Genomic DNA, 25,804 nt, shown 5'->3' with positions numbered 1-25,804 from the left:
AAACTCCACCTCGTGGAATTTAGTCCTACAAGGTGGAATTTAACTTTACAAAGTGGAATTTACTTTTTCAATTGACCTTTGTACAATAAAAAGTAACGTTTGTCTTTTTTGGAAAAAAAGATTAAAATGAAGTATAACGTCAGCAGACAAGGAAATTAAAAATGAAAAGAAACAGAGGATAGAAGATGAAAATTTCAACAAAAGGAAGATATGCATTGGAGATTGTGACAGATCTGGCAGTTCATTCGGATCGGGAACATCCGGAAAGTCTGAAGGCAGTGTCGCTGCGCAGAGGATTGTCGGAGAAATACTTGGAGCGAATCGTCAGAGAGTTAAAAACAGCCGGGATTCTGAATAGTTCCAGAGGTGCAAAAGGCGGATACTGGATAGAAAAATCTCTGGAAAGTCTGACTGTGAAAGATACTCTTCGCGCGGTAGAGGGGGAGATGGCTCCGGTGGAATGTTTGACAACAGTAAAAGAATGTGGGATTGACTGTAGCAAATGTCCTACAAGAGAGACGTGGGGTGTGATGTGGGAGATCATCCTGCAAACAATGGAAGATGTTACGATCTCAGACTTGGTAAAAAGAGCGATGGAGAATGCAGGATCGATAAAAACTGAATACGGAAGAATGAGTTAAAACGTCCTTTTGGGCGTTTTTCTCATATAAAGAACAGTAAAAACAAAAAAGTTTATAAAACATATTGACATAGTAGGAATTGAATGGTATAAAAGAATACACAAAATACTTATCGGAAAAGTAGGAAATGAAAGAAAGGAGAAAAGCCGGGTGAAAATTTCAACAAAAGGAAGATATGGGCTCCGTGCACTTGTAGAACTGACAGCATGTAGCAGCGGGCAGGCAGTTCCGCTTCTTCGTTTGACTGAGAATCAGAAACTGTCTCAGAATTATCTGGAGCAGGTTTTTCAGACACTACGGAAAGCCGGGATCGTGACCAGCATCAAAGGGATGAATGGCGGATATCTTCTGGCAAGAGCGCCGGAGGAGATCACAGTACGGGAGGTGTTGGAAGCATTGGAGGGAAAGTTTTCTATCATAGACCGCGACGTGTCGAAGCAGCCGGATGCATTGCAGACGGCGGTCGAAGAACTTGTATGGGATGAGATCAATCGTAAGATCAATACCTTTCTGGAGAGTCGGACACTGGCTCAGCTGGCAGAGGAATATCAGAATAAAAAGGATATGGAAGCCGGCATGTACTATATATAGAGGGAACAGAAAAATTCTCATGTCTGTATGGGAGAAAGGATTTTTCAAGTAAAAGATATGAAATAAAGGAGGACACAATATGGAACGAAAATTTCAATTTGAGACATTGCAGGTACACGCAGGGCAAGAACATCCGGATCCTGTTACGGGAGCAAGAGCTGTACCGATATATCAGACGACTTCGTATGTGTTCAATGACTGTCAGCATGCTGCGGACCGGTTCGGACTTCGGGACAACGGAAATATTTACGGAAGACTGACTAACCCGACGCAGGATGTGTTTGAACAGCGGATTGCGGCTCTGGAGGACGGAACCGCCGCACTTGCAGTTGCATCCGGGGCAGCAGCGATCACATATACGTTTCAAAATCTTGCGAAAGCAGGGGATCATATTGCTGCCTCCAAATACATTTACGGAGGAACGTATAATCTGCTGGAGCATACGCTGCGGGATCAGGGGATTGAAACAACTTTTGTAGATCCGGACAAAGAGGGCGCCTGGGAAGAAGCGATCAAAGAGAATACGAAAGCAATATTCATCGAACCGATCGGCAACCCTAATGCGAACCTTGTGGATATTCAAAAAGCAGCGGATGTGGCACACAGACATGGAATCGTGCTTGTAGCGGATAATACATTTGCGACGCCGTATCTTTTGCGTCCGTTTGAGTATGGAGCAGATATTGTTGTACATTCCGCAACAAAATTTATCGGAGGTCATGGAACTGCGCTGGGTGGTGTGATCATAGAAAAGGGAACATTTGACTGGAGTGCATCCGGAAAATATCCACAGATTTCAGAACCTGATCCGAGTTATCACGGAGTGGTATTTGAGGAGGCAGCAGGAAGTGCGGCTTTTGTTACAAGAATCCGTGCGGTGCTTTTGCGGGATACGGGAGCGTCCATTACACCGCTGAATTCATTTCTGTTTTTACAGGGGTTGGAGACTTTATCACTCCGTGTAGAGCGTCATGTGGAGAATGCGCTGCGGATCGCAGAGTTTCTCAAAAAGCATCCGAAAGTCGCGAAAGTGAACCATCCGGCGTTACAGGAAAGTCCGTATCATACATTGTATGAGAAATATTTTCCGAAAGGAGGCGTGTCGATTTTTACATTTGAGATCGACGGTACAGAAGAGGATACGAGAAAATTTATCGATCATCTGGAATTATTTTCTTTATTGGCAAATGTGGCGGATGTGAAATCGCTTGTGATCCATCCGGCAAGTACGACGCATTCACAGATGACGGAGGCGGAATTGAAAGATTCCGGAATCATGCCGAATACCGTGCGGATTTCGGTGGGAACAGAGCATGCGGATGATCTGATTTATGATCTGGAGCAGGCATTGGCAGTTATATAACAGAGTTTGCATTGGTGTACAAGTGACCGCATTGTCTTTTGTACATTGACGTTACCGTCAGTGTGTTGGGAATATCTGTCCTACACTTTTTGACGGAAGAAGAGAAAAGGAGAAAAGAAGATGGGAAAGATTTATAAAAGCGTAACAGAACTGGTAGGGAGAACTCCGCTTTTGGAGGTACAGAATATCGAGGAGCAGCTTCAGCTTGGCGCAAAAGTGCTTGTGAAACTGGAATATTTCAATCCGGCAGGAAGCGTCAAAGACCGCGTGGCATTAAATATGTTGGAAGAAGCGGAAAAACAGGGGAAAATCAAGCCGGGAGCAACGATTATCGAGCCAACAAGCGGAAATACGGGAATCGGTCTGGCGTCGATTGCAGCGGCAAAAGGGTACAAAGCTGTCTTTGTCATGCCGGAAACAATGAGTATCGAAAGAAGAAAACTGCTTCTTGGATATGGTGCGGAAATTGTATTGACGGAGGGCGCGAAAGGGATGAAAGGCGCGATCGAGCGTGCGGAAGAGCTTCAGCAGGAGAGGGAAAATGCGATCGTCCTTGGACAGTTTGTGAATCCGGCGAACCCAAAGGCACATGAGCTTACAACCGGACCGGAAATCTGGGAAGATACCGAGGGAAATATCGATCTGTTTGTTGCCGGCGTCGGAACAGGCGGAACGATTACCGGAACCGGAAGTTATTTGAAAGAAAAAAATCAGAACATGAAAGTGATCGCAGTAGAACCGGCGAAATCAGCGGTACTTTCCGGAAATAAACCGGGACCGCACGGTCTTCAGGGGATCGGCGCGGGATTTGTGCCGGAGATTCTCAAAACCGAACTGTTTGATGCGATTGTACCTGTGACAGAAGAAGAGGCTTATGGAGCAGCGAAACTGCTGGCAAATAAAGAGGGGATCCTCGTTGGTATTTCTTCGGGGGCAGCGCTTCATGCGGCGATCGAGGAGGCGAAGAAAGAAGAAAATAAAGAGAAAACGATCGTAGTGATCTTGCCGGATACCGGTGAGAGATACCTTTCTACTCCGCTGTTCGCATAGGCAGGCGGTGTGGCAGAAAAGAACCGGGAAGAGAGTGTATGTATACTTTCTTTTCGGTTCTTTTCTTTTATAAGAAATAAAACAGAACAGATGTTCTCATTACTGTTGCATAAAATAAGCAGATGTGATATATTAGACACAGAACAAATGTTCTGTGTCTTAAAGGGGAATGTATGAAAAGGAAGTGTAAGAAGATGCCGGAGACGATTTTAAATAAAATAGGGATGTACGAGAAATTAAAGATTTTGTCAGATGCTGCCAAATATGATGTATCGTGCACATCCAGCGGTGTTGACCGGAACGGAGATGGAAAAGGTATGGGAAACTGTCGGGCTGCCGGGATCTGTCACAGTTTTTCGGCAGACGGAAGATGCATTTCCCTGCTGAAAATTCTTTTTACGAATGAGTGTATATTTGACTGTAAATACTGTATTAACCGATCGTCTAACGATGTGGTGAGAACTTCTTTTACACCGGAAGAAGTCTGCACACTGACCATGGAGTTCTATCGGAGGAATTACATCGAGGGATTATTTTTAAGTTCCGGAGTTTTAAGAAGTCCGAATTATACGATGGAATTAATTTATGCGGCGTTGTACCGTCTGCGAAAAGTCTGTAATTTTCAAGGATACATTCATGTGAAAGCAATCCCGGGAGCAGATCCGGAATTGATCAAAAGAGTTGGATTTCTGGCTGATCGGATGAGCGTGAATATGGAACTGCCGACTGCGGAGAGTCTGCGGCTTCTGGCTCCGCATAAGACAAGGAAGAGTATTTTAACGCCGATGCGTCTTGTGCAGAATCGGATGGAAGAAAACAAGGAAGAACTTGCAGTATACAGGAATGCCCCGAAGTTCGTTCCGGCAGGGCAGAGCACACAGATGATCATCGGGGCAACGCCGGAATCAGATTATCAGATCCTGAACGTTGCAGAATCCCTGTATCGGAAATTTGATCTGAAACGCGTGTTTTATTCGGCTTTTGTAGCAGTGAATGAAGATACGCTGCTTCCGCAAAAGACATCCGACGGACCGCCGCTTTTAAGAGAACATCGGCTATATCAGGCAGACTGGCTGCTTCGATTTTACAAATTTAAGGCGGAGGAACTATTGGATGAAAAGAATCCGAATTTTAATTTGTATCTGGATCCGAAGTGTAATTGGGCATTGAAACATCTTGAGATGTTTCCTGTGGAGGTGAACCGGGCAGATTATGAAGTCTTATTGAGAGTTCCGGGAATCGGCGTGAAATCAGCGCAGCGTATTGTAAAGGCAAGAAGAATGGGGATACTTGACTTTTCGGATCTGAAGAAAATGGGTGTCGTCTTAAAAAGAGCGCTGTACTTTATAACGTGTGGAGGCAGGATGATGTACCGGACGAAAATCGAAGAAGACTATATTACGCGGAATCTTTTAAATACCAAAGAGCGTCTGCCGGACTCTGTGCGCGGGATGACGTACCGGCAGTTATCTTTATTCGATGATGTGGATTGGGGGAGCGACAATGAAAACAATTTATCTTTGTGAAGACAGCGTGACAGGGATGTTGTCGGCGATTTACGATGCATGGATGGAAAGCAGGGATAAAGAAGCAGGGATCGGTTTAAAAGAATGTCTGGAACAGCAGTTGTTTTGTGAATATAAAGAAGTAGAGGTATCAGAACGGAAAGCGGGAGCAGTTGTGCGGCTGATCCGAAAATATCTGGGAGATGAGACATACCGGGATTTTTATCAGGCTCTTCTTTCGGAAGACCCTGAAAAGGCAGATGCAGTGTTTCGGGTGATGCAGTCTGCGCGCAGTGTGAAAGACAGCAGGAAGATCATGGAACATCTCAGTGATCCGGCGGTAGAAAAGGTTTTTTCCCTGAGCAGACAAGTGGGAAATGAGGCACATCGTTTTCTGGAATTTGTGCGTTTCCGGGAATTGAAAAACGGAGTCCTTTTCTCAGAGATCGTGCCCAAAAACCGAATTCTGTCCTGTATTGCCGATCACTTTTCCGATCGCTTTCCGCTGGAGAACTGGATGATCTGCGACAAGCGGCACAATGAATGCGTGATACATCGCGTCCGCTATCATTGGGTGCTTGTAAAAGACAGGGAATGGGATCAGGAGATCAGGGAGAGGTTTTCAGAATCAGAAAAAGAATTTGCTCGTTTATGGACAGGATTTTTCGACTCGATATCCATTCCGGAGAGGGAAAACCGAATGTGTCAGATGAATCATCTGCCGCTTCGGTACAGAGCGGAAATGACGGAATTTCAAGGGAAGCCTGTTTTTGAAAAAAGCAGTTGATTCAGACAGAAAAACACTGCATTCACGCAAAAAGTATTGTATAATAGAGCGAGACAGACTAAGATAAGAACAACATCAAAAGGAAGAGCCGGCTGATGGAAAATATGAGAAAGAAGGGAGAACTATGGAGGACACAGTAACCGTATATGTATGGCTCGGATTGTTGATCTTGTTTCTGGTGATCGAGATCGCGACGGTGGGACTGACTACGATCTGGATGGCTGGCGGAGCATTGGGGGCGTTGATCCTCGATCTGGCAGGATTGAACCTTTGGTGGCAGATTGGCGCATTTCTGGTTGTCTCGTTCACGATGCTTGTATTTACCCGTCCGTTTGTGGTAAAATACATCAATTCCCATCATGAAAAGACGAATTATGAGGGGATTATCGGAAAAGTGGTTAGAATAACAGAGAAAGTTGACAATCTGCAGCAGACCGGAACAGCCGTTGTAAATGGTCTGGAATGGACGACCAGAGCAGAACGGGATGATGTGATACTGGATCCGGGAGATCTGGCAAAAGTTGTAAACATTTCCGGTGTGAAGCTGATTGTAAAAAAGTATGAGGAGGAATAAGTTATGGGATTTATTATCGGGGCAGTGGTTTTAGTGATTATTTTACTGATCTTGGTTTCTAACATCAAGATCGTGCCGCAGGCACATGCATATATCCTGGAGCGTCTTGGCGGATACAAGGAGACATGGGGAGTCGGACTTCATTTTAAGATCCCGATCCTGGATAAAGTGGCAAAGAAAGTATCTTTAAAAGAGCAGGTTGTAGACTTTGAACCGCAGGCAGTTATCACAAAAGATAATGTTACCATGCAGATCGATACCGTTGTATTTTTCCAGATCACAGATCCGAAAAAGTATGCATATGGAGTAGAAAGTCCGATCGCGGCGATCGAGAACCTGACAGCGACCACGCTTCGTAATATCATCGGAGACTTGGAACTGGATGAGACGCTGACTTCCAGAGAGACGATCAATACAAAGATGCGTACGATCTTGGATATTGCGACGGATGAATGGGGAATCAAAGTCAACCGTGTTGAGCTGAAAAACATCATGCCGCCGAAAGCGATCCAGGATGCGATGGAGAAGCAGATGAAAGCGGAGCGCGAACGAAGAGAAGCGATTCTTCGGGCAGAGGGTGAAAAGAAATCAACAATCCTCGTTGCAGAGGGAGAAAAAGAGTCTGTGATCCTGGAGGCAGAAGCTTCAAAGCAGGCGGCGATCCTGAAAGCAGAGGCGGAGAAGCAGAGACGGATCAAAGAGGCAGAAGGTCAGGCGGAAGCGATCCGAAGCGTGCAGAAAGCAACGGCTGAGGGTATCGAATTTATCAAAGCAGCAGGTGCAGACAATGCAGTTTTGACGATCAAGAGTCTGGAGGCATTTGCGAAAGCAGCTGATGGTAAGGCGACGAAGATCATTATTCCGTCGGAATTACAGGGGATTGCAGGATTGACAAAGACGATTGCAGAAGTGGCGGGAGTAGATCATCCTGAGATCACAGACATCAAGTAAGCGGCAGCGATCAGACAGGAACGAAAGAGCAGGGAGACATGACAAGGATATTAGTGCTGGAAGATGATGACAGAAGCAGAGAATCTCTGTGTCGGATGCTCGAAAAGATTTCGGATCAGATAACGGTGGATGCGGCAACAGATCTGGCGGGTGCCAGACTGCTGCTTCGCAGCGCCGTTTCTTTTGATTTATTCCTTTTGGATATTCATTTGAATAGAGAAGAGGAAGAGGATCGATCGGGGATCTGGTTTGCGGAAGAAGTGCGTTCGATGCAGCAGTATGAGTTTACGCCTCTTGTGATGGTCACATCGATCGCAGGATTGGAGATAGAGGCGTATCGGAGGCTGCATTGTTACCAATACATTGTAAAACCATATATCCAGGCGGAGATTGAGGAGATCGTGAATAAAGTCCTGTTTCATATCCGAACAGGGAATACACCAAGCATTTTGGTGAAAAAAGACGGAATCAATTACAAGATCTCATGCAGTGAAATTGTGTACTGCAAAGCAATACCGAGGGGAGTTTGTCTTTGTCTGAAAGAAGAACAGTTGAATGTACCGTATCTGAGTATAAGGCAGCTTTTGGAACAGCTTCCGAAGGAGCAGTTTTTTCAGTGCCATCGGATGTATGTGGTCAATCAAGATGCGGTTATGTATTATGATCTGGTAAACCAGGTTATACAAATTGAGGGATATGAAGAACGGATCGACATCGGCGTTACCTATAAAGCCGATGTAAAAAAGCGGATAGGAAAATAGCGAAAGCAGAGGGGACGATGAGAAGAACGCAGACAAACAAGCAGGGAAAACAGCAGATGGGGAAACGCACAAGGAGACATTTGTATCGGATGTTCTGTATGGTGTCTCTGGTGATCGCAGTCTACCTTGTGGCGGATCTGATCATAAGCGGTACGTTGAACCTGAAAGTGATCCTTGTATTTATCTTGTTTTTAACAGCGATCATATGGGGGACGATCAATCAGAAGTTAAACGAAGAAGAAATTCGGAATCAGGAACGTGAACTTAAACTTTATCAGTTGTATATTCAGCCGCTGGAAGAACTTGTAAAAGAAATCCGGGTCAGACAGCATGAGTTTGACAATCATATCAATGCGATCCTGAATATGCATCTGACCGTAGATGATTACGATCAGTTGGTGGAGTGTCAGTCTGCATATATCCATGAAGTACGCAGAGATTCCGCAAACCGTTATCTGCCGCTTCTCAGGATCAGCGATAAAGTACTGGCAGGATTTCTGTACAGTAAGATCGTGAATGCTCCGGATGGGATTGAGACGGACGTGGAGGTAAGAAACTGGGAGATTCTTTCACGGGTATCGGAACATACGTTGATCGAAGTGATCGGAAGTCTGGCGGATAATGCGTATGAAGCAAGTATGGAGACCGGAGGAAGAGTAAAGATCTTTCTGGATTCTCAGGATGATCGCCTTGTATTTGAAATCCTGAATCGATATCGGAAACTTTCAATCGAAGAAATCGGACAGTTCTTTTCTTACGGATATTCTACGAAAGAAGATAAAGGAACACAGAAACAGAGAGGAATCGGTCTGGCGCGTGTGAAATCACTTGTAGAGAAAGCGGGCGGTGAAATTACGGTTGGACAGGAAGAGATCGAACAGGAAAATTATGTACATTTTACGGTTGTGATTTAGAGGTTTGGAATGGAAGAAATACAGACGATCCGGATTTCGGTCCGGAATCTCGTGGAATTTATTTTGCGGGAGGGAGACATTGACAATCGGATATCGGGAAGTATGGAAAAAGATGCCATGCAGCAGGGAAGCAGACTGCACCGGAAGATCCAGAAAAGAATGGGAAGCGGATATCGGGCAGAGGTTCCGTTGAAATTCCAATACCCGTGCGACTGTTTTATGTTACAGATTGAGGGAAGAGCAGACGGAATCGTGGAAGAGGCGGATGGGATCGTGATCGATGAGATCAAAGGTGTGATGCGTGATCTGGATCACATTACCGGGCCGGTGGGCGTACATCTTGCACAGGCAAAATGTTATGCGTATTTTTACGGAACGCAGAATGCCTTGGAAGAAATCGGCGTCCAGATGACATATTGTAATTTAGAAACTGAGGAGATCAAGCGGTTTCGGGAGACATATTCTGTCGGGGAACTAAAAAAATGGTTTGAAGAACTGGTACATGCTTATGAAAAATGGGCGAGATATCAGATTGAATGGAAAGAACTTCGGAACAACTCGATCCGCAGGACCGAATTTCCATTTCCGTACAGAGAGGGACAGCGAGAATTGGTATCTTCTGTATACAGGACGATTCTCAGGAAGAAGAAGTTATTCATTCAGGCGCCGACCGGAGTGGGAAAGACGATGGCGACGATTTTTCCGGCGGTACGAGCTGTGGGGGAAGAGTTGGGGGAGAAAATTTTCTACCTGACCGCCAAGACGATCACAAGGACAGTCGCAGAGCAGGCATTTGACACATTGCGCGGCACAGGACTGCGTTATAAAGTCATCACGCTGACTGCGAAAGAAAAAATCTGTTTTTGTGATACACCGGAATGCAATCCGGAAGCGTGTCCGTACGCAAAAGGGCATTATGACCGGGTGAATGATGCGGTTTTTGACCTGATCAGTCACACAGAAGAACTGACAAGGGAAGTGTTGGAAGAACAGGCGCAGAAATTTCAGGTCTGTCCGTTTGAGATGAGTCTGGATATTGCGCTTTGGGTAGATGCGGTCATTTGCGATTACAATTATGTGTTTGATCCGAATGCACATTTGAAGCGATTTTTCTCGGATGGGGGAAGCGGAGACTATTTGTTTCTGATCGATGAGGCGCACAATCTGGTAGAACGTGGCAGGGAGATGTACAGTGCGGCGATCTATAAAGAAGATATTCTTTCGATCCGACGGCTTGTAAAGGCGGAAGCGCCCAAACTGGCGAAACGTTTGGATGAATGTAGCAAACAGTTGTTGGAATTAAAGAAAGAATGCGAAACATATCAGATACAGGAGAGTGTTTCTCATATTGCGTTAAAATTGATGAATGTGACCGGAGAAATGGAAAAGTATCTGGAAGAGTGCGAGGCGGGCGAAAAGAGAGAACAGGTACTGGAGTTTTATTTTCAGGTTCGGGATTTTCTGAATATTTATGATGTGCTGGATGAAAATTATGTGATCTATACGGAACTAGAGGCGGGAGGACGGTTTCGGCTGAAACTGCTCTGTGTCAATCCATCGGTCAATCTGCAAAGTTATCTGGAACAAGGGAACAGCACGATATTCTTTTCCGCTACACTTTTGCCGATCCATTATTATAAGAAATTACTGAGTACGGAGACGGACGACTATGCGGTTTATGCGGAATCGACGTTCCCGGAAAAGCACCGTTTGCTGCTGTTTGGAAGAGATGTCAGTACAAAATATACGATGCGGTCTGAAAAGATGTACGAGAGGTTTGCGGCGTACATTTTGCAGATGGTTCTTGGAAAGACAGGCAATTATATGGTGTTTTTTCCATCATATCGCTTTATGGAAGATGTTTATGCCTGTTTTATGGAATTGTTGGAGCAATCCGGTATTCAAACAGTGGAATGTATTTTACAGTCACAGTTTATGGGAGAAGAGGCAAGAGAGATTTTTCTGGAAAATTTTGAGGAAGAGAGGGCGGGATCACTGGTCGGATTCTGCGTGATGGGAGGAATCTTTTCGGAGGGGATCGATCTGACTGCAGACCGACTGATCGGCGCAGCGATCGTTGGAACCGGGATTCCTCAGGTGTGTACGGAACGGGAACTGATCCGGCAGTTTTTTGACAGGATGGGGATGTCAGGGTTCGATTTTGCTTATTTATATCCGGGAATGAATAAAGTCCTGCAGTCGGCGGGGAGAGTGATACGGACTGAGGAGGATAAGGGCGTGATCCTGCTTTTGGACGATCGTTTTCTTGGAAGACGGTATCGGGAGATATTTCCGCGGGAATGGAGCGGATATCAGATATGTAATTTGAATGAAGTGACAAAGATCACGGAAAAATTTTGGAAAGGAAAGTGAAAGAGTTGCGTGATAAATTGACGAAAAGTGATGTGAAAAAGATTCAGGAAGAGATTGAACACCGGAAGCTGGTTGTAAGGAAAGAAGCGATTGAGGCAGTAAAAGAAGCGCGTGCGCACGGAGATCTGAGTGAGAATTTTGAATACCATGCGGCAAAAAAGGACAAAAACCGGAATGAAAGCCGCATCCGTTATCTGGAGAGGATGTTGAAGACGGCGGAGATCGTGGATGATACTTCCAAAGAAGATGAAGTTGGGATCAACAATACGGTGGAGCTTTATATGGAAGATGACGATGAGACAGAGACATACCGGCTTGTAACATCAGTGAGGGGAAGTTCTGTCAATGGTCTGATCAGCATAGATTCGCCGCTTGGAAAAGCGATTCTCGGACACAAAGAGAATGACAGGGTATATATCAAAGTGAATGCGGATTATGGGTATTATGTTGTGATCAGAAAAATCTTGAACACACAGGAAGACGAAAACGACCATATCCGAAGTTATTGAGCAGGATCAGATTTGTAAGGGAACAGGAAAAAGGAAAGGGCGAGAAAAGAATGGATATCAAGACGATTTTATTTGATCTTGACGGAACGCTTACCGATTCCGGAGAGGGGATCATGGATGCAGTGCGCTATACGTTGGAACGATACGAAAAAACTGCGACGGAGGCTCAATTGCGCAGCTTTATCGGTCCTCCGCTCCAGACGCAGTTCCAACAGTTTTTAAATGTATCGGAAGAAGAGGGGAAACGGGCGGTTTCTATTTATCGGGAATACTATACGGAGCGGGGCATCTTTGAAAATAAAGTGTATGCGGGCGTGATCGGATTGCTGGAACAATTGAAAGCATCCGGATTTCGTATTTGTATGGCGACGTCAAAACCGGAGACGTTTGCAGTACAGATTGCAGAACATTTTTCGTTTGCATCATATTTTGACCGGATCGGCGGTGCATTGATGGATGGAAGAAGAACGAAAAAATGTGAAGTGATCGAATATGTGCTTGCAGAAGAAGGAATCGGAAGAAAAAGAGATGACAGGGACAGTGTGCTGATGATCGGAGACCGGGAACATGATATTCTTGGCGCAAAACAGACCGGGATTCATTCGATGGGCGTACTGTACGGATATGGAAGCAGGGAAGAACTGGAAAAAGCCGGAGCGGAGTGGATCGCGGAGACACCGGGACAGATTTGGGAAATCCTGCGGACGGAAAGCAGAAAATGAAAAATAAAAACGGAAAACGAAAAGAGAAGTTAAAAAGAATCACCGGAAGTGCCAAAAGGCACATTCCGGGATTGTAAGCAGTCGCCAAGGTCTCGGGCAAGCCCGGACTTTGGCTCGTCGCCTTTACAAAAAAAGGAGCGCAGCTTCATAGATGATCGATCTATGAAGCCGCGCTCCTTGTAAATTACAGGTCTGACTGTGCGGACTGTTCCTTTTCCAGTTCTGCCTGCAGATTTTTATTTGCAGTAGAGAGCATCAATTTGATTCGGTTCAATTGGTTTACTTCACTTGCACCCGGATCGAAATCGATCGCGACAATATTGGAATGCGGATAGAGTCTGCGCAGTTCTTTGATAACGCCTTTTCCGACAACATGGTTCGGAAGACAGGCGAATGGCTGCGTGCAGACGATATTGCCAGCGCCGCTCTGGATCAGTTCCAACATTTCCCCGGTCAGAAACCAACCCTCTCCGGTCTGGTTGCCGAGGGAAACGATCTTCGATGCCATTTCGGCAAGATCTTCGATCTTTGCCGGCGGGTTGAAATGCCGGCTCTCCCGGAATGCTTTTGTCGCAGGCATTCTCAGCCATTCCAACGCTTTGATCCCAAGATTTCCGAGCAGAGCTTTTGACTTCTTCATGCCGAGGTTTGATACTTTGAAATTCTGGTTATAGAAACAATAAAGCAGGAAATCCAGCAGATCCGGTACGACGGCTTCCGCTCCCTCGTTTTCCAGCAGATCCACCAGATGATTGTTGGCAGCCGGGTGGAATTTTACAAGGATCTCTCCGACGATGCCGACTCTCGGCTTTTTCATATCCAGAAGTTCGATCAGGTCAAAATCTTCGATGATCTCCCGACATAATTTTTTGAAACGTCTTCTGGACGGATAACCCTCGGAGACGAACTGCTTGCACACATTGACCCATTTGCGATGGATTTCGTTTGTTGTTCCCGGTACGGCTTCATAAGGGCGGATCCGGTAGACACATTTCATGAAAATGTCCCCGAATACCGCGGCATATAATCCACGGATCGCCAGCATCGGTGTCAGTTTAAAACCTGGATTGGCTTCAAGACCACTTAAGTTGACCGAGATCACCGGGATATGTGCGTAACCGGCTTTTTTCAATGCGCGCCGGATAAATCCGATGTAGTTGGAAGCACGGCATCCGCCTCCGGTCTGGGTGATGACGATGGCCAGGCGGTCGGTGTCATATTTTCCGGAGAGGATCGCATCCATGATCTGACCGACGACGATCAGCGATGGGTAGCAGGCGTCGTTGTTGACATACTTTAAGCCCACATCCACAGCCTGCTTGTTGTCGTTCGGCAGAACTTCCATATGGTATCCGCTTGCACGAAATGCCGGTTCCAGAAGCTCAAAATGGATCGGTGACATCTGCGGGCAGAGGATCGTATGTGTTTTGCGCATTTCCTTTGTAAACGGTACTTTTTCAATGGATGCCGGGTGGATCGTGCGCTCGATCTTATGCTGTTCCCGTACGCGGATCGCGGCAAGCAGGGAGCGGATCCGGATTCTGGCTGCTCCCAGGTTGTTGACTTCGTCAATCTTCAGGGAAGTATAAATCTTGTCGGAATTCGTCAAGATCTCAGCAACCTGATCTGTTGTGACTGCATCCAGTCCGCAGCCGAAAGAATTCAGTTGGATCAGATCCAGATTATCCACTGTTTTCACATAATTTGCCGCAGCGTAGAGCCGGGAATGGTACATCCACTGGTCCATGACGTTTAGCGGACGTTCCACCGGATTCAGATGAGAAATCGAATCCTCGGTCAGCACGGCAACATTGTAGGAAGTGATCAGTTCCGGAATCCCGTGGTTGACTTCCGGATCGATATGATAAGGACGTCCGGCAAGTACGATTCCGCGGTTTCCGGTTTCGTTCAGGAACCGAATGGTCTCCTCGCCTTTTTTTCGCATGTCATTGCGGCAGGCGGCAAGTTCTTCCCAGGCAGCGTGAACAGCCTGACGGATCCCCTCGTCGGTCAGAGCAAATTTCTGTCCAAGTTCATCGCGCAGCCGGTAGAAGATCGTCTCCTCACTCTGGAAATTCAGGAAAGGGTGGATAAAATCAACGTCCCCATGGACGATCGGGTCCATATTATTTTTAATATTTTCCGGATAGGATGTTACGATCGGACAGTTGTAGTGATTGTTTGCATCCTTGAACTCATTTCGTTCATACGGGATGGACGGATAAAAAATATGTTTGATCCCTGCGTTGATTAGCCACTGTACATGCCCATGCGCCAGTTTTGCCGGATAACATTCCGATTCGCTTGGGATAGAGTCGATTCCAAGCTCATAAATCTTTCTTGTGGAAGCCGGCGACAAAACGACGCGGAATCCCAGTTTTGTGAAAAAGGTAAACCAGAACGGATAATTCTCATACTGGTTCAGTACACGGGGGATTCCGATGGAGCCACGCGGCGCATCTTTTTCGTCAAGCGGTTCATAACCAAAATAGCGTTCCAGTTTGTATGCGAACAAGTTCGGCATTTTATTTTCGGTCTTTGCTTTTCCAAGTCCGCGTTCACAACGGTTTCCGGTGATGAATTTCCGTCCGCCGCTGAAATGACTGATCGTCAGACGGCAGTTGTTCGTACAGCCTTTGCACTTGGTCAGTGTTGTGGAATATTCCAACGCCTCGATCTCATCAATGGAAAGCATTGTGGTTCCCTCACATTCTATATAACGTTCCCGTGCGATCAGCGCAGCGCCGAAAGCGCCCATGATGCCGGCGATATCCGGACGGATGGCTTCACACCCCGCGATCTTTTCAAAACTGCGCAATACGGCGTTATTGTAGAAAGTACCGCCCTGTACGACGATATGATTTCCGAGTTCGGAGGCGTCGGAAACTTTGATCACCTTAAACAACGCATTTTTGATAACGGAATATGCAAGTCCGGCTGAAATGTCAGCGACGGCAGCCCCCTCTTTCTGTGCCTGTTTGACTTTGGAGTTCATAAATACGGTACAGCGGGTTCCGAGATCGATCGGATTCTGCGCGTATAGTGCTTCGTGGGCAAAATCCTCCACGGAATAGTTCAAAGATTTTGCAAATGTTTCGATAAAGGAACCGCATCCGGAGGAACAGGCTTCGTTCAGCTGTACGCTGTCAACGGTCTGGTTTTTGATCTTGATACATTTCATATCCTGACCGCCGATGTCGAGTATACAGTCCACATCCGGTTCAAAGAAAGAAGCGGCATAGTAATGGGACACCGTTTCCACTTCGCCCTCATCCAAAAGCAGCGCGGCTTTGATCAATGCCTCGCCGTAGCCTGTGGAGCAGGAGTGGACGATCTCTACATCTTCCGGGAGCCGGCTGTAAATATCTTTGATCGCGGAGATCGTTGTGCCTAACGGGTCTCCCTCATTGTTATGATAAAAGGAATAAAGAAGCGTTCCGTCTTCGCCGACAAGTGCGGCTTTTGTCGTAGTCGATCCGGCGTCGATCCCGAGGAAAGCCTTTCCTTTATAAGTGCTTAAATCGGTAACCGGCACATGGTGTTTTGCATGCCGCTCGGTGAATGCTTCGTATTCTTCCATTGTTGCAAAAAGCGGTTCGAGACGCTCCACTTCAAATTCCATCTCGATCTTTGCTGCCAGCCGTTCCTGCAATGTGCGCAGGGCAACCGGCGTATCTTTTTTTGAGTTTAATGCGGATCCGATCGCTGCGAACAGATGAGAATGATTCGGTGCGATGATATGTTCGTCGTCCAATTTCAATGTGCGGATGAAAGCGGCGCGAAGTTCGGATAAAAAGTGCAGCGGTCCGCCCAAAAATGCGACATGTCCGCGGATCGGTTTTCCACAGGCAAGCCCGCTGATCGTCTGATTGACAACTGCCTGAAAGATCGAGGCAGACAGATCCGCTTTGGAAGCCCCCTCATTGATCAGCGGCTGGATATCGGATTTGGCAAATACGCCGCAGCGTGCGGCGATGGAGTATAATGCCTGATAATGCTTAGCGTATTCATTGAGACCGGATGCATCGGTCTGCAGAAGAGATGCCATCTGGTCGATAAAAGAGCCGGTACCTCCCGCACAGACGCCGTTCATACGCTGCTCGACATTGCCGCCCTCAAAATAGATGATCTTTGCGTCTTCTCCGCCGAGTTCGATCGCAACGTCGGTCTGTGGCGCATAGTCCTGTAATGCAGTCGATACGGCGATCACTTCCTGGACGAAAGGAACACCGAGATGTTTGGCCAGTGTCAGACCTCCGGAACCGGTGATGACCGGGGAGACACGGATCGGACCGAGCGTATAAAGCGCGCGCCCGAGGAGGTCGGATAAAGTCTCCTGAATATTCGCAAAGTGCCGTTCGTAATCGGAGAAAAGCACTTCGTTCTCATTGTTCAGAACCGCAATCTTCACCGTGGTGGATCCGATGTCGATTCCCAAAGTATGTAATTCGTTTTGTTTCATAAAAAACCCTCATTTTTTAAAAGCGTTGATCCGGTTATTTCCTATTAAAAAGTAGTGCCGGATTTATGACAAACTACATTATACGACAAGATCATGAAATGTCAATTGGTATTCTGACGAGGATTGTCGTGTTCTGAAAGAGATTCCTTAAAAATTTTACTAAAATTTAATGTGAAACGTGCGTTGGATATTTGACAAACTACGGGGCAAACGGTACAATTGAAATCAAATTATAAAAAAGAGGAGAATGACATTTGAACTGGCTAAACAAACTGGAAAGAAAATTTGGGCGTTATGCAATTCACAATCTTACCCTTTATCTGATCGGAGGGTATATCATCGGATTCGGTGCCTATATGTTTGTACCGAATTTGTTGAATCTTCTGACACTGGAACCGGCGTATATTCTGCACGGACAGATCTGGAGGATCATTTCATGGGTATTGATCCCGCCAAGCGGAAATATTTTTACGACTGTGATCATGATGCTGTTTTATTATTCACTCGGTACGGCATTGGAGCGGACGTGGGGAGCGTTCCGCTATAATGTATACATTTTTTCGGGGATCCTGTTTACGGTGATCGGGGCATTTCTGCTGTATCTGATCGTAGGTGTGGATGCAGTCGGCTATGGTGTATTTTTCAGCACTTATTATATTAATATGTCGATCTTTCTTGCATTTGCCGTAAGCTATCCGGATATGGAAGTACTGTTATATTTCATCCTGCCGATCAAGATGAAGTGGATGGCGCTTGTCTATGCGGCGCTCACGATCTATGATCTGGTTCGGGGAAATCTGTTCACACGGATCGCGATCATCGCATCGCTTTTGAACTTTATCGTTTTCTTCCTGTCGAGCAGAAACGTGAAGCCGTATATGCCGAAAGAGCAGATGCGTAAGCGGAAATTTAAGCAGGAACAGGAACGTCCCCATATGACATATGCAGGCGGGGCAAGACACCGCTGCGCGGTATGCGGACGAACAGAACTGGACGATCCGAATCTGGAGTTCCGTTTTTGTTCCAAGTGCAACGGGAATTATGAGTACTGCCAGGATCATCTTTTTACACATGAACATGTGAAGTAAATTCAGAAAAAAGCAAAAACGGCACAAGGCAAATGTACCGATGCAAAATGCATGACAGCAGACAGGGATACATCAGACTTAAGAGCATAAAGGAGAGTAAAGATGAAAAAGACAAAAGTAGTATGTACGATGGGACCGAGGACCGACGACCGCAATATGATGCGTGCATTGATCAAAAACGGGATGGACGTGGCGCGTTTCAATTTTTCACATGGTTCTTATGACGAGCATAAGCGGCGTATGGATATGCTTAAGCAGCTCCGAGAGGAAGAGCGTTCCAATACGGCGATCCTTTTAGACACGAAAGGACCGGAGATCCGGACCGGGCTTTTGAAAGACGGAAAAAAAGTAATGCTCAAGGCGAATGAGACATTCCGTCTGACGATCGAAGAGGTTGTAGGGGATGAAAACCGGGTTTCTATTTCTTACACCGGACTGCTCGATGATGTAGATAAAGGAAGCCGGATCTTGGTTGATGACGGTCTGATCGAGTTGGAAGTGATCGACCGGGAAGAAAAGGACATTGTCTGTAAGATTTTGAACGGCGGAGAACTGGGAGAGCGTAAAGGTGTGAACGTACCGAATGTTGCGGTACGTCTTCCGGCGATCACAGAGAAAGACAAAGAAGACATCAAATTCGGCGTGGAACAGGATGTGGACTTTATTGCCGCCTCGTTTGTACGGAATGCAGAGTGTGTGCTGGAGATCAAAGCATTTTTAAAGAGTCTGAATGCACCGTACATCCCGATCATTGCAAAGATCGAGAATGCGGAAGGGATCCGGAATATCGATGAGATTCTCCGGGCAGCAGACGGGATCATGGTAGCCCGCGGCGATCTTGGCGTGGAGATCCCGGCGGAAGAAGTGCCGTATCTTCAGAAAATGCTGATCCAGAAGTGTAATAATTCTTTTAAGACTGTTATCACCGCGACGCAGATGTTGGATTCCATGATCCGCAATCCGCGTCCGACGAGAGCGGAAGTGACCGATGTGGCCAACGCAGTGTACGACGGAACAGACGCGGTCATGCTCTCCGGGGAGACGGCAGCCGGAAAATATCCGCTGGAAGCGCTGCAGATGATGGTGCATATTATTGAAAATACGGAACAGCATCTGGATTACGCGCATTTGAGCGGAAACGCATGCGATCATCTGAAATCCAGCGTGTCCAGCGCAATCGGATATTCTTCGGTTGTTGCGGCGGCAAACTTAAATGCAAAGTGTATCATTACTCCGACGGTATCCGGCGCAACTACAAGAGTTGTATCGAATCTGCGTCCGAAGCAGGAGATTCTCGGCGTGACGCCGAGTGAGCGTGTACTTCGCCGTATGTCGATCTACTGGGGCGTAAGACCGCTGAAATCTTTGGAGCATTCTACAACCGATGATATCTGCAATGCGGCGATCGAACTGGCAAGCGTAAAACAGTATGTGGAGACCGGAGATATTGTCGTTCTGACGGCAGGGATCCCGTCCCCGAATGTACTAAGAGAAAAGAGCGGCGCGAGCAACATGATGCGGATCGCGACAGTGGAATAAAAGAAAAGCCCGGAACAATGAGGAAAGGAATCTGTTTGAAATCCTGTCCGCTGTATCTGGGCTTTTTAAAACGTGATAAAGGTTTATGACCGTTCGGTACCGCAGTCTTCAAAATAGTTTAAAAATTCTTCGGAAGCTTTTGTGAGCGGGATCTGTTCATTGTGGGCGATCACAAGCTCCCTTGTCGGAAGTTCCTCTTCGGTCTCTACGATAAACAGATCGTCGTTTGGCTCCTGAATGCAGAAATCCGGGATGAAAGCAATCCCCAGACCGATCCGGGCGAGATCGATGAGCAGATCATTGCTGGTCAGTTCGATCTCCGGAACGAGATCCAGATGATGCTGCTGGAAAAGCCGATGCAGAAATTCACTGGTCGTGCTGCGCTTATCCAGCATCAGGATCGGGTATTTGGAGAGCTGCTCATAGGAAAGCTTTTGACCTTTCAGCTGTTCAAAAGATTTGTTCGCAATGAACACATCTTTGAATGTACGGATCTTCTTGATCGAAGAAACGTTGCTCAGGTATTGGTTCGGGTAGTTGGTTACGATTAGATCGACCTGTCCGGTTTCCAAAAGCTCTACGCACTTGATCGAAGTCTGATTGATGACTTTGATATGTGCGCTCGGAAAGTCCCGGTGAAACCGTTCCAGATATGGGACAAGAAAATAGCGGCAGATCGTATCGCTGGCACCGATGCGGATCTGACCTCCCGTGGCGGCAGCGTCAAGCAGCTGCGCTTCTCCCCGGCGGATAAAATGCATTGCCGGTTCGATGTGGCGGAGCAGGATCTCCCCCTCGGGAGTCAGCTGAACATGCTTGGTGCTGCGGATAAACAGTGTCTGATCCAGTTTGCGCTCCAGAGTTTTAATAGACTGACTGACAGCGGACTGGGAAATAAAAAGCTGTTTGGAAGCTTCGGAAAAACTTAAAGTAGAAGCAACGTGATAAAAAACTTTGTATAATTCATAATTGATGTCCATTATTAGACCTCCTAATAAATATTAATCTTATTATAAGATAAAAACAGCCAAAATGCAATTAGAAATCAGAACTGATCTAGTGGGCACAGATGAAATGGAGGAAACAAGAGATGAACAAACAATTGAAATGCACGCTGCAGTGGATACTGGGGATCGCAGCAGCGGCGGCAGCAGTTGTGATCTTGCTGATCACGGCATTTGAAGCGGCAATGTATCTGGATTTCAGTTATTATCAAAAAGAATATGATAAATATAATGTGCTGGAAGATCTGGATATGGAAATGGAAGACGTTATGTATGTGACGGAAGAGATGATGGCATATCTGCGGGGGGAGCGGGAAGAGCTGCGTGTGATCACGACCGTTGACGGTGTCAGACAGGATTTCTTTAATGAGCAGGATCGTTTTCATATGGAAGAGGTGCAGGGGCTGTTCCTCGGCGGGATGCGGCTTCGGGAAAGCGCGGCGGTCGTTCTGGTCGTATGCGTTTTGTGTTTGATTTTGATGAAAGCGGATTTGCTACGGATCCTTTCAAAGAGCTGGCAGATCATACTCGGAGTGCTGCTGGCGGCGGTAGCGGTTCTCGGAATCGCGGTAGCACGGGATTTTAATGCAGTGTTTACGTTATTCCATGAGATTTTCTTTGACAACGATCTGTGGATATTTGACCCGGCGACAGACTATATGATCCGGATGCTTCCGGAGGGATTATTTTTTGATTTTGTGATCAGGATCGGCTGGATGTTCCTGCTGGGCGCAGGGATCCTGCTTCTGCTTAGTCTTGCGGCGAAACGAAGATGGAAGAAGGAAGAACAAAAGAGGAGGAATACGGAAAATTAGTGTTGCTTATGAATAGCTTTAATTCTATTAATTATCCTTATGCGGGAAAATGTGATAAGATAAAACAAATGGATTCAAAAGGAGACAGAATATGAGTAATGTAAAGCGTGTTTATGTAGAGAAGAAAACAGATTTTGCCGTGCAGGCAAAAGATCTGCGTCATGAGATCAAACATTACCTCGGTATCCGGACGGTGACCGGCGTGCGAGTGCTGATCCGCTACGATGTCGAGAATATTTCAGAGGATACATTTGAAAAAGCATGCAGAGGTGTGTTTGCGGAGCTTCCGGTAGATGATTTTTATCTGGAAGAATTTCCGCATCAGGAAAGCGACCATATCTTTTCCGTGGAATATCTGCCGGGACAGTTTGACCAGAGAGCGGATTCTGCGGAGCAGTGTATCCGGTTCATCAAAGAGGATGAGGCTCCGGTGATCCGTACGGCAACAACCTATGTGATCGAGGGAGCGTTGATAGAGGAAGAGTTTGAGGCTGTGAAAAACCACTGTATCAATCCGGTAGATTCCAGAGAGACAGGAATGGAGAAGCCGGAGACCTTGGTCACGGTATTTGAAGAGCCGGCGGATGTAAAGATTTTTGACGGATTTGCAGAGATGGCGGAGGCAGATTTAAAAGAACTGTATGATTCTCTCGGACTTGCGATGACTTTTAAAGATTTTCTGCATATCCAGAATTACTACAAGACGGAAGAACACAGAGACCCGTCGATGACGGAAATCCGTGTGCTGGATACTTACTGGTCCGATCACTGCCGTCACACGACATTTTCTACCGAACTGAAAAATGTGCGGTTTGGAGACGGAGATTACAGAGAACCGATTGAAAATACATACAAACAGTATTTGCAGACACACAGTGAGATTTTTGCCGGAAGAGAAGACAAGTTTGTCTGCCTGATGGATCTTGCACTGATGGCAATGCGGAAGCTGAAAAAAGAGGGAAAACTGGAAGATCAGGAAGAATCCGATGAGATCAATGCATGCAGTATTGTTGTGCCGATCAAAGTAGACGGCGTGGAAGAAGAGTGGCTGATCAATTTCAAGAATGAGACGCACAACCATCCGACCGAGATCGAACCGTTCGGCGGGGCGGCAACCTGCCTTGGCGGAGCGATCCGCGATCCGCTGTCAGGACGTACTTATGTATATCAGGCAATGCGCGTGACCGGGGCGGCAGATCCGACCGTTTCCGTAAACGAGACATTGAAAGGAAAACTTCCGCAGAAGAAACTGGTGCGGGGGGCAGCGAACGGATATAGTTCTTACGGAAATCAGATCGGTCTGGCGACCGGAAGCGTCAAAGAAATCTATCATCCGGATTATGTGGCAAAACGTATGGAGATCGGGGCAGTGCTTGGCGCAGCGCCGAGACGCGCAGTGATCCGTGAAACTTCCGATCCGGGAGATATTATCATTTTGCTGGGCGGACGTACCGGACGTGACGGCTGCGGCGGCGCGACCGGATCTTCCAAAGTACATACAGAAGAGTCGATCGAGACATGCGGAGCGGAAGTTCAAAAAGGAAATCCGCCGACAGAACGTAAGATCCAGCGTCTGTTCCGCAGGGAAGAGGTAAGCTGCCTGATCAAAAAATGTAATGACTTCGGTGCAGGCGGAGTTTCCGTTGCGATCGGAGAACTTGCAGAGGGACTTCGTGTGGATCTGGATAAAGTACCGAAAAAATATGCCGGACTGGACGGAACAGAGATCGCGATCTCGGAATCCCAGGAGCGTATGGCTGTTGTGGTAGATCCAAAAGATGTGGAACAGTTCCTTGCATATGCGGAGGAAGAGAATCTGGAAGCGACACAGGTTGCTGTCGTTACCGAGTCTCCGCGACTTGTCCTTGTATGGAGAGGAAAAGAGATCGTGAATATTTCCCGCGCATTTCTGGATACAAACGGGGCGCATCAGGAGACGGATGTGGAAGTGGAGATCCCATCCAGAGAAGATTCCCTGTTCGTGAAGAATGAAGTGGGAAGTGTAAGAGAAAAATGGCTTGATACGCTGAAAGACTTAAATGTCTGCTCGCAGAAAGGTCTTGTGGAGATGTTTGACGGTTCCATCGGAGCCGGTTCGGTGTTCATGCCGCACGGTGGAAAATATCAGATGACGGAGACACAGACGATGGTGGCGAAAGTTCCGGTTCAGAACGGAACGACCGACAGTGTATCAATGATGAGCTTCGGTTTTGATCCGTATCTGTCCAGTTGGAGTCCGTATCATGGTGCGATTTATGCGGTTGTGGAATCTGTTGCAAAGATCGTAGCATCCGGCGGAGATTATCGGAAGATCCGCTTTACATTTCAGGAGTATTTCCGTCGTATGACAGAAGATCCGAAGAGATGGAGTCAGCCGTTTGCAGCGCTTCTCGGCGCATATGATGCACAGATCGGATTTGGTCTGCCGTCGATCGGCGGAAAAGACAGTATGTCCGGAACGTTCCAGGATATAGACGTTCCGCCGACCCTGGTGTCTTTTGCCGTGGATATGGCGACGGAAGACGAGATCATCACACCGGAATTCAAAAAAGCGGGCAACAAGATCGTCTGGATGAAGATCGAGAGAGATGAGTACGATCTTCCTGTATATACACAGATCATGGAGCAGTACGGTAAATTCGCGGATGACATCCACAGTGGAAAGATCGTTTCCGCATATGCACTGGATCGCCACGGAATTGCGGCGGCTGTAAGTAAAATGGCATTCGGAAACGGATTTGGTGTGAAACTGGAACATTCTCTTGATCCGCGCGATGCGTTTGCACCGGCATTCGGAGATCTGGTTGCGGAAGTTCCGGCAGATCAGGTTGGCAGTTTGAGTATCGCTTACACGGTGATCGGTGAAGTGACCGCAGAGCAGACATTTGCATATGGCAGTGAGAAACTGGAACTTGGCGAAGCGAAAGAAGCGTGGATGAATACGCTGGAAAATGTATTTGCTACAAAATCAGCAGCGGACAGTGACGAGCCGGTGGAGGAGAAATTGTACAACGCTTCCGAAATCCATATCTGCAGTCATAAGATCGGACAGCCGACCGTATTTATTCCGGTATTTCCGGGAACGAACTGCGAGTATGACAGCCGACGGGCATTTGAGCGTGCCGGAGCGAAAGTCATCACAAAAGTATTTAAGAATCTGGACGCGGCGGGAATCCGGGATTCCGTGGAAGAATTTGAAAAAGCGATCTCAGGGGCGCAGATGATCATGTTCCCGGGCGGCTTCAGCGCAGGCGACGAGCCGGATGGTTCTGCTAAATTCTTTGCAACGGCATTCCAGAATGCAAAGATCAAAGAAGCTGTGGAGAAGCTTTTGGAAGAACGGGACGGACTGGCGCTTGGTATCTGTAATGGTTTCCAGGCATTGATCAAACTGGGGCTTGTGCCATATGGAAAGATCGTAGGACAGGCGGAAGATTCTCCGACACTGACTTACAATACGATCGGACGTCATATTTCAAAAATGGTATATACAAAAGTCGTCTCCAATAAATCCCCTTGGCTTCAGGAAGCAGATCTGGGCGGCGTATATACGAACCCGGCTTCACACGGAGAGGGCAGATTTGTGGCAAATGATGAATGGCTGAAGAAATTATTTGAAAACGGTCAGGTGGCGACACAGTACTGTGATCCGGAGGGCAGAATTTCCATGAACGAAGAGTGGAACATCAACGGATCTTACTGCGCGATCGAAGGAATTACAAGTCCGGATGGAAGAGTGCTCGGAAAGATGGCACATTCCGAACGGCGCGGAGATTCCGTGGCGATCAATATTTACGGAGAACAGGATCTGAAGATTTTTGAATCCGGAGTGAAGTATTTTAAATAAGAGACAGGAACTGTAATATCCCCTTGGTGTGCACAGAGTAAAGCGGCGTCCCAAGGGGATGTTGCCGTTATTTATACGGAAAAGGAATTGTTTGAATTGTATAAAAATTTATCGCGTTTTCGAGAAAAGAGCAACTTTAACAAAGATGAAAAATAGCGTTGACATTTCCGTGGGATTAATAGTATAATAGCAAAGCAAGTTACGGGTAAACAACTTGCAAAGTTGAAATTCGGGGTCTTAGCTCAGCTGGGAGAGCATCTGCCTTACAAGCAGAGGGTCACAGGTTCGAGCCCTGTAGGCCCCATATA

General features: G+C 46.8%; 19 protein-coding genes and 1 tRNA gene. 18 read left to right on the top strand and 2 right to left on the bottom strand.

Annotation, left to right across the window (positions count from 1 at the left end):
- Positions 1–185: 185 nt before the first annotated feature.
- The 13 genes from I2H87_RS13335 to I2H87_RS13275 all read left to right on the top strand — a co-directional run bounded on the left by I2H87_RS13335 (position 186) and on the right by I2H87_RS13275 (position 12,741).
- On the top strand, positions 186–641 hold the full coding sequence (locus I2H87_RS13335; RefSeq protein ID WP_195610272.1) for an RrF2 family transcriptional regulator: 456 nt from the start codon (positions 186–188) through the stop codon (positions 639–641).
- 150 nt (positions 642–791) lie between these two features.
- Entirely contained in the window at positions 792–1,232 is a 441-nt protein-coding gene (locus tag I2H87_RS13330; RefSeq protein WP_195610271.1) for an RrF2 family transcriptional regulator, read from the top strand.
- Positions 1,233–1,311: 79 nt separating this feature from the next.
- Positions 1,312–2,595: an O-acetylhomoserine aminocarboxypropyltransferase/cysteine synthase family protein gene (locus I2H87_RS13325; protein ID WP_009266415.1), complete on the top strand. Its 1,284-nt coding sequence runs from the start codon at positions 1,312–1,314 to the stop codon at positions 2,593–2,595.
- Positions 2,596–2,715: 120 nt separating this feature from the next.
- Positions 2,716–3,645 (top strand): cysteine synthase A, encoded by a 930-nt coding sequence (gene cysK, locus I2H87_RS13320; protein WP_022151342.1) that lies wholly within the window; start codon positions 2,716–2,718, stop codon positions 3,643–3,645.
- Between the two features lie 173 nt (positions 3,646–3,818).
- The gene (locus I2H87_RS13315) at positions 3,819–5,171 is read left to right on the top strand and encodes a putative DNA modification/repair radical SAM protein (protein WP_330611592.1); all 1,353 of its coding nucleotides are present in this window, start codon (positions 3,819–3,821) and stop codon (positions 5,169–5,171) included.
- A complete protein-coding gene (locus I2H87_RS13310; protein ID WP_195610269.1) occupies positions 5,149–5,937 on the top strand; it encodes a TIGR03915 family putative DNA repair protein in 789 nt (262 codons plus the stop codon). Before I2H87_RS13315 ends, I2H87_RS13310 begins: the two co-directional genes overlap by 23 nt.
- A 124-nt stretch (positions 5,938–6,061) precedes the next feature.
- Positions 6,062–6,511, top strand: coding sequence for an NfeD family protein (locus I2H87_RS13305; RefSeq protein WP_009266411.1), 450 nt, complete (start codon positions 6,062–6,064; stop codon positions 6,509–6,511).
- A 3-nt stretch (positions 6,512–6,514) separates the two neighbouring features.
- The gene (locus I2H87_RS13300) at positions 6,515–7,462 is read left to right on the top strand and encodes an SPFH domain-containing protein (protein WP_009266410.1); all 948 of its coding nucleotides are present in this window, start codon (positions 6,515–6,517) and stop codon (positions 7,460–7,462) included.
- Positions 7,463–7,500: 38 nt separating this feature from the next.
- On the top strand, positions 7,501–8,223 hold the full coding sequence (locus I2H87_RS13295) for a LytR/AlgR family response regulator transcription factor (RefSeq protein ID WP_195610267.1): 723 nt from the start codon (positions 7,501–7,503) through the stop codon (positions 8,221–8,223).
- Between the two features lie 17 nt (positions 8,224–8,240).
- Entirely contained in the window at positions 8,241–9,137 is an 897-nt protein-coding gene (locus tag I2H87_RS13290) for a sensor histidine kinase (protein ID WP_083460772.1), read from the top strand.
- 9 nt (positions 9,138–9,146) lie between these two features.
- A complete protein-coding gene (locus I2H87_RS13285) occupies positions 9,147–11,510 on the top strand; it encodes an ATP-dependent DNA helicase (RefSeq protein WP_117550294.1) in 2,364 nt (787 codons plus the stop codon).
- 5 nt (positions 11,511–11,515) lie between these two features.
- Positions 11,516–12,019, top strand: coding sequence for a GreA/GreB family elongation factor (locus I2H87_RS13280; RefSeq protein WP_044954560.1), 504 nt, complete (start codon positions 11,516–11,518; stop codon positions 12,017–12,019).
- A 50-nt stretch (positions 12,020–12,069) separates the two neighbouring features.
- Complete coding sequence (locus I2H87_RS13275) at positions 12,070–12,741, top strand: HAD family hydrolase (RefSeq protein WP_195610265.1); 672 nt, start codon at positions 12,070–12,072, stop codon at positions 12,739–12,741.
- A gap of 184 nt (positions 12,742–12,925) precedes the next feature.
- On the opposite strand, the gene I2H87_RS13270 is transcribed toward I2H87_RS13275, so the two are convergent.
- On the bottom strand, positions 12,926–17,203 hold the full coding sequence (locus I2H87_RS13270) for a 2-hydroxyacyl-CoA dehydratase (protein ID WP_195610264.1): 4,278 nt from the start codon (positions 17,201–17,203) through the stop codon (positions 12,926–12,928).
- 254 nt (positions 17,204–17,457) lie between these two features.
- Here I2H87_RS13270 and I2H87_RS13265 point away from each other — a divergent pair, with 254 nt between their 5' ends.
- Together I2H87_RS13265 and pyk are read left to right on the top strand one after the other, a co-directional pair.
- Complete coding sequence (locus I2H87_RS13265) at positions 17,458–18,291, top strand: rhomboid family intramembrane serine protease (protein ID WP_195610263.1); 834 nt, start codon at positions 17,458–17,460, stop codon at positions 18,289–18,291.
- Positions 18,292–18,393: 102 nt separating this feature from the next.
- Complete coding sequence (gene pyk / locus I2H87_RS13260) at positions 18,394–19,830, top strand: pyruvate kinase (protein ID WP_117550290.1); 1,437 nt, start codon at positions 18,394–18,396, stop codon at positions 19,828–19,830.
- A gap of 83 nt (positions 19,831–19,913) precedes the next feature.
- Here the strand turns inward: pyk and I2H87_RS13255 are convergent, their stop codons facing one another.
- On the bottom strand, positions 19,914–20,810 hold the full coding sequence (locus tag I2H87_RS13255) for a LysR family transcriptional regulator (protein WP_009266401.1): 897 nt from the start codon (positions 20,808–20,810) through the stop codon (positions 19,914–19,916).
- A gap of 110 nt (positions 20,811–20,920) precedes the next feature.
- On the opposite strand from I2H87_RS13255, the gene I2H87_RS13250 reads away from it, so the two are divergent.
- From I2H87_RS13250 to I2H87_RS13240, 3 genes are all read left to right on the top strand, one after another.
- On the top strand, positions 20,921–21,649 hold the full coding sequence (locus tag I2H87_RS13250) for a TIGR01906 family membrane protein (protein WP_117550287.1): 729 nt from the start codon (positions 20,921–20,923) through the stop codon (positions 21,647–21,649).
- Positions 21,650–21,740: 91 nt separating this feature from the next.
- Positions 21,741–25,496, top strand: a complete 3,756-nt coding sequence (locus I2H87_RS13245; RefSeq protein ID WP_195610262.1) for a phosphoribosylformylglycinamidine synthase — start codon at positions 21,741–21,743, stop codon at positions 25,494–25,496.
- Between the two features lie 231 nt (positions 25,497–25,727).
- A tRNA-Val gene (locus tag I2H87_RS13240) sits at positions 25,728–25,800 on the top strand.
- Positions 25,801–25,804: the final 4 nt, after the last annotated feature.

This window comes from Mediterraneibacter glycyrrhizinilyticus (assembly GCF_015560805.1).
Taxonomy (GTDB): Bacteria; Bacillota; Clostridia; order Lachnospirales; family Lachnospiraceae; genus Schaedlerella; species Schaedlerella glycyrrhizinilytica_A.
This window is presented reverse-complemented; position numbering and strand designations above follow the sequence as displayed.

Bases quoted from the DNA above. Each gene is read 5' to 3' on its own strand.
- I2H87_RS13335 (WP_195610272.1), top strand. From the start codon at position 186: ATGAAAATTTCAACAAAAGGAAGATATGCATTGGAGATTGTGACAGAT.
- I2H87_RS13325 (WP_009266415.1), top strand. From the start codon at position 1,312: ATGGAACGAAAATTTCAATTTGAGACATTGCAGGTACACGCAGGGCAA.
- cysK (WP_022151342.1), top strand. From the start codon at position 2,716: ATGGGAAAGATTTATAAAAGCGTAACAGAACTGGTAGGGAGAACTCCG.
- I2H87_RS13315 (WP_330611592.1), top strand. From the start codon at position 3,819: ATGAAAAGGAAGTGTAAGAAGATGCCGGAGACGATTTTAAATAAAATA.
- I2H87_RS13310 (WP_195610269.1), top strand. From the start codon at position 5,149: ATGAAAACAATTTATCTTTGTGAAGACAGCGTGACAGGGATGTTGTCG.
- I2H87_RS13305 (WP_009266411.1), top strand. From the start codon at position 6,062: ATGGAGGACACAGTAACCGTATATGTATGGCTCGGATTGTTGATCTTG.
- I2H87_RS13300 (WP_009266410.1), top strand. From the start codon at position 6,515: ATGGGATTTATTATCGGGGCAGTGGTTTTAGTGATTATTTTACTGATC.
- I2H87_RS13295 (WP_195610267.1), top strand. From the start codon at position 7,501: ATGACAAGGATATTAGTGCTGGAAGATGATGACAGAAGCAGAGAATCT.
- I2H87_RS13290 (WP_083460772.1), top strand. From the start codon at position 8,241: ATGAGAAGAACGCAGACAAACAAGCAGGGAAAACAGCAGATGGGGAAA.
- I2H87_RS13285 (WP_117550294.1), top strand. From the start codon at position 9,147: ATGGAAGAAATACAGACGATCCGGATTTCGGTCCGGAATCTCGTGGAA.
- I2H87_RS13275 (WP_195610265.1), top strand. From the start codon at position 12,070: ATGGATATCAAGACGATTTTATTTGATCTTGACGGAACGCTTACCGAT.
- I2H87_RS13270 (WP_195610264.1), bottom strand. From the start codon at position 17,203: ATGAAACAAAACGAATTACATACTTTGGGAATCGACATCGGATCCACC.
- pyk (WP_117550290.1), top strand. From the start codon at position 18,394: ATGAAAAAGACAAAAGTAGTATGTACGATGGGACCGAGGACCGACGAC.
- I2H87_RS13255 (WP_009266401.1), bottom strand. From the start codon at position 20,810: ATGGACATCAATTATGAATTATACAAAGTTTTTTATCACGTTGCTTCT.
- I2H87_RS13250 (WP_117550287.1), top strand. From the start codon at position 20,921: ATGAACAAACAATTGAAATGCACGCTGCAGTGGATACTGGGGATCGCA.
- I2H87_RS13245 (WP_195610262.1), top strand. From the start codon at position 21,741: ATGAGTAATGTAAAGCGTGTTTATGTAGAGAAGAAAACAGATTTTGCC.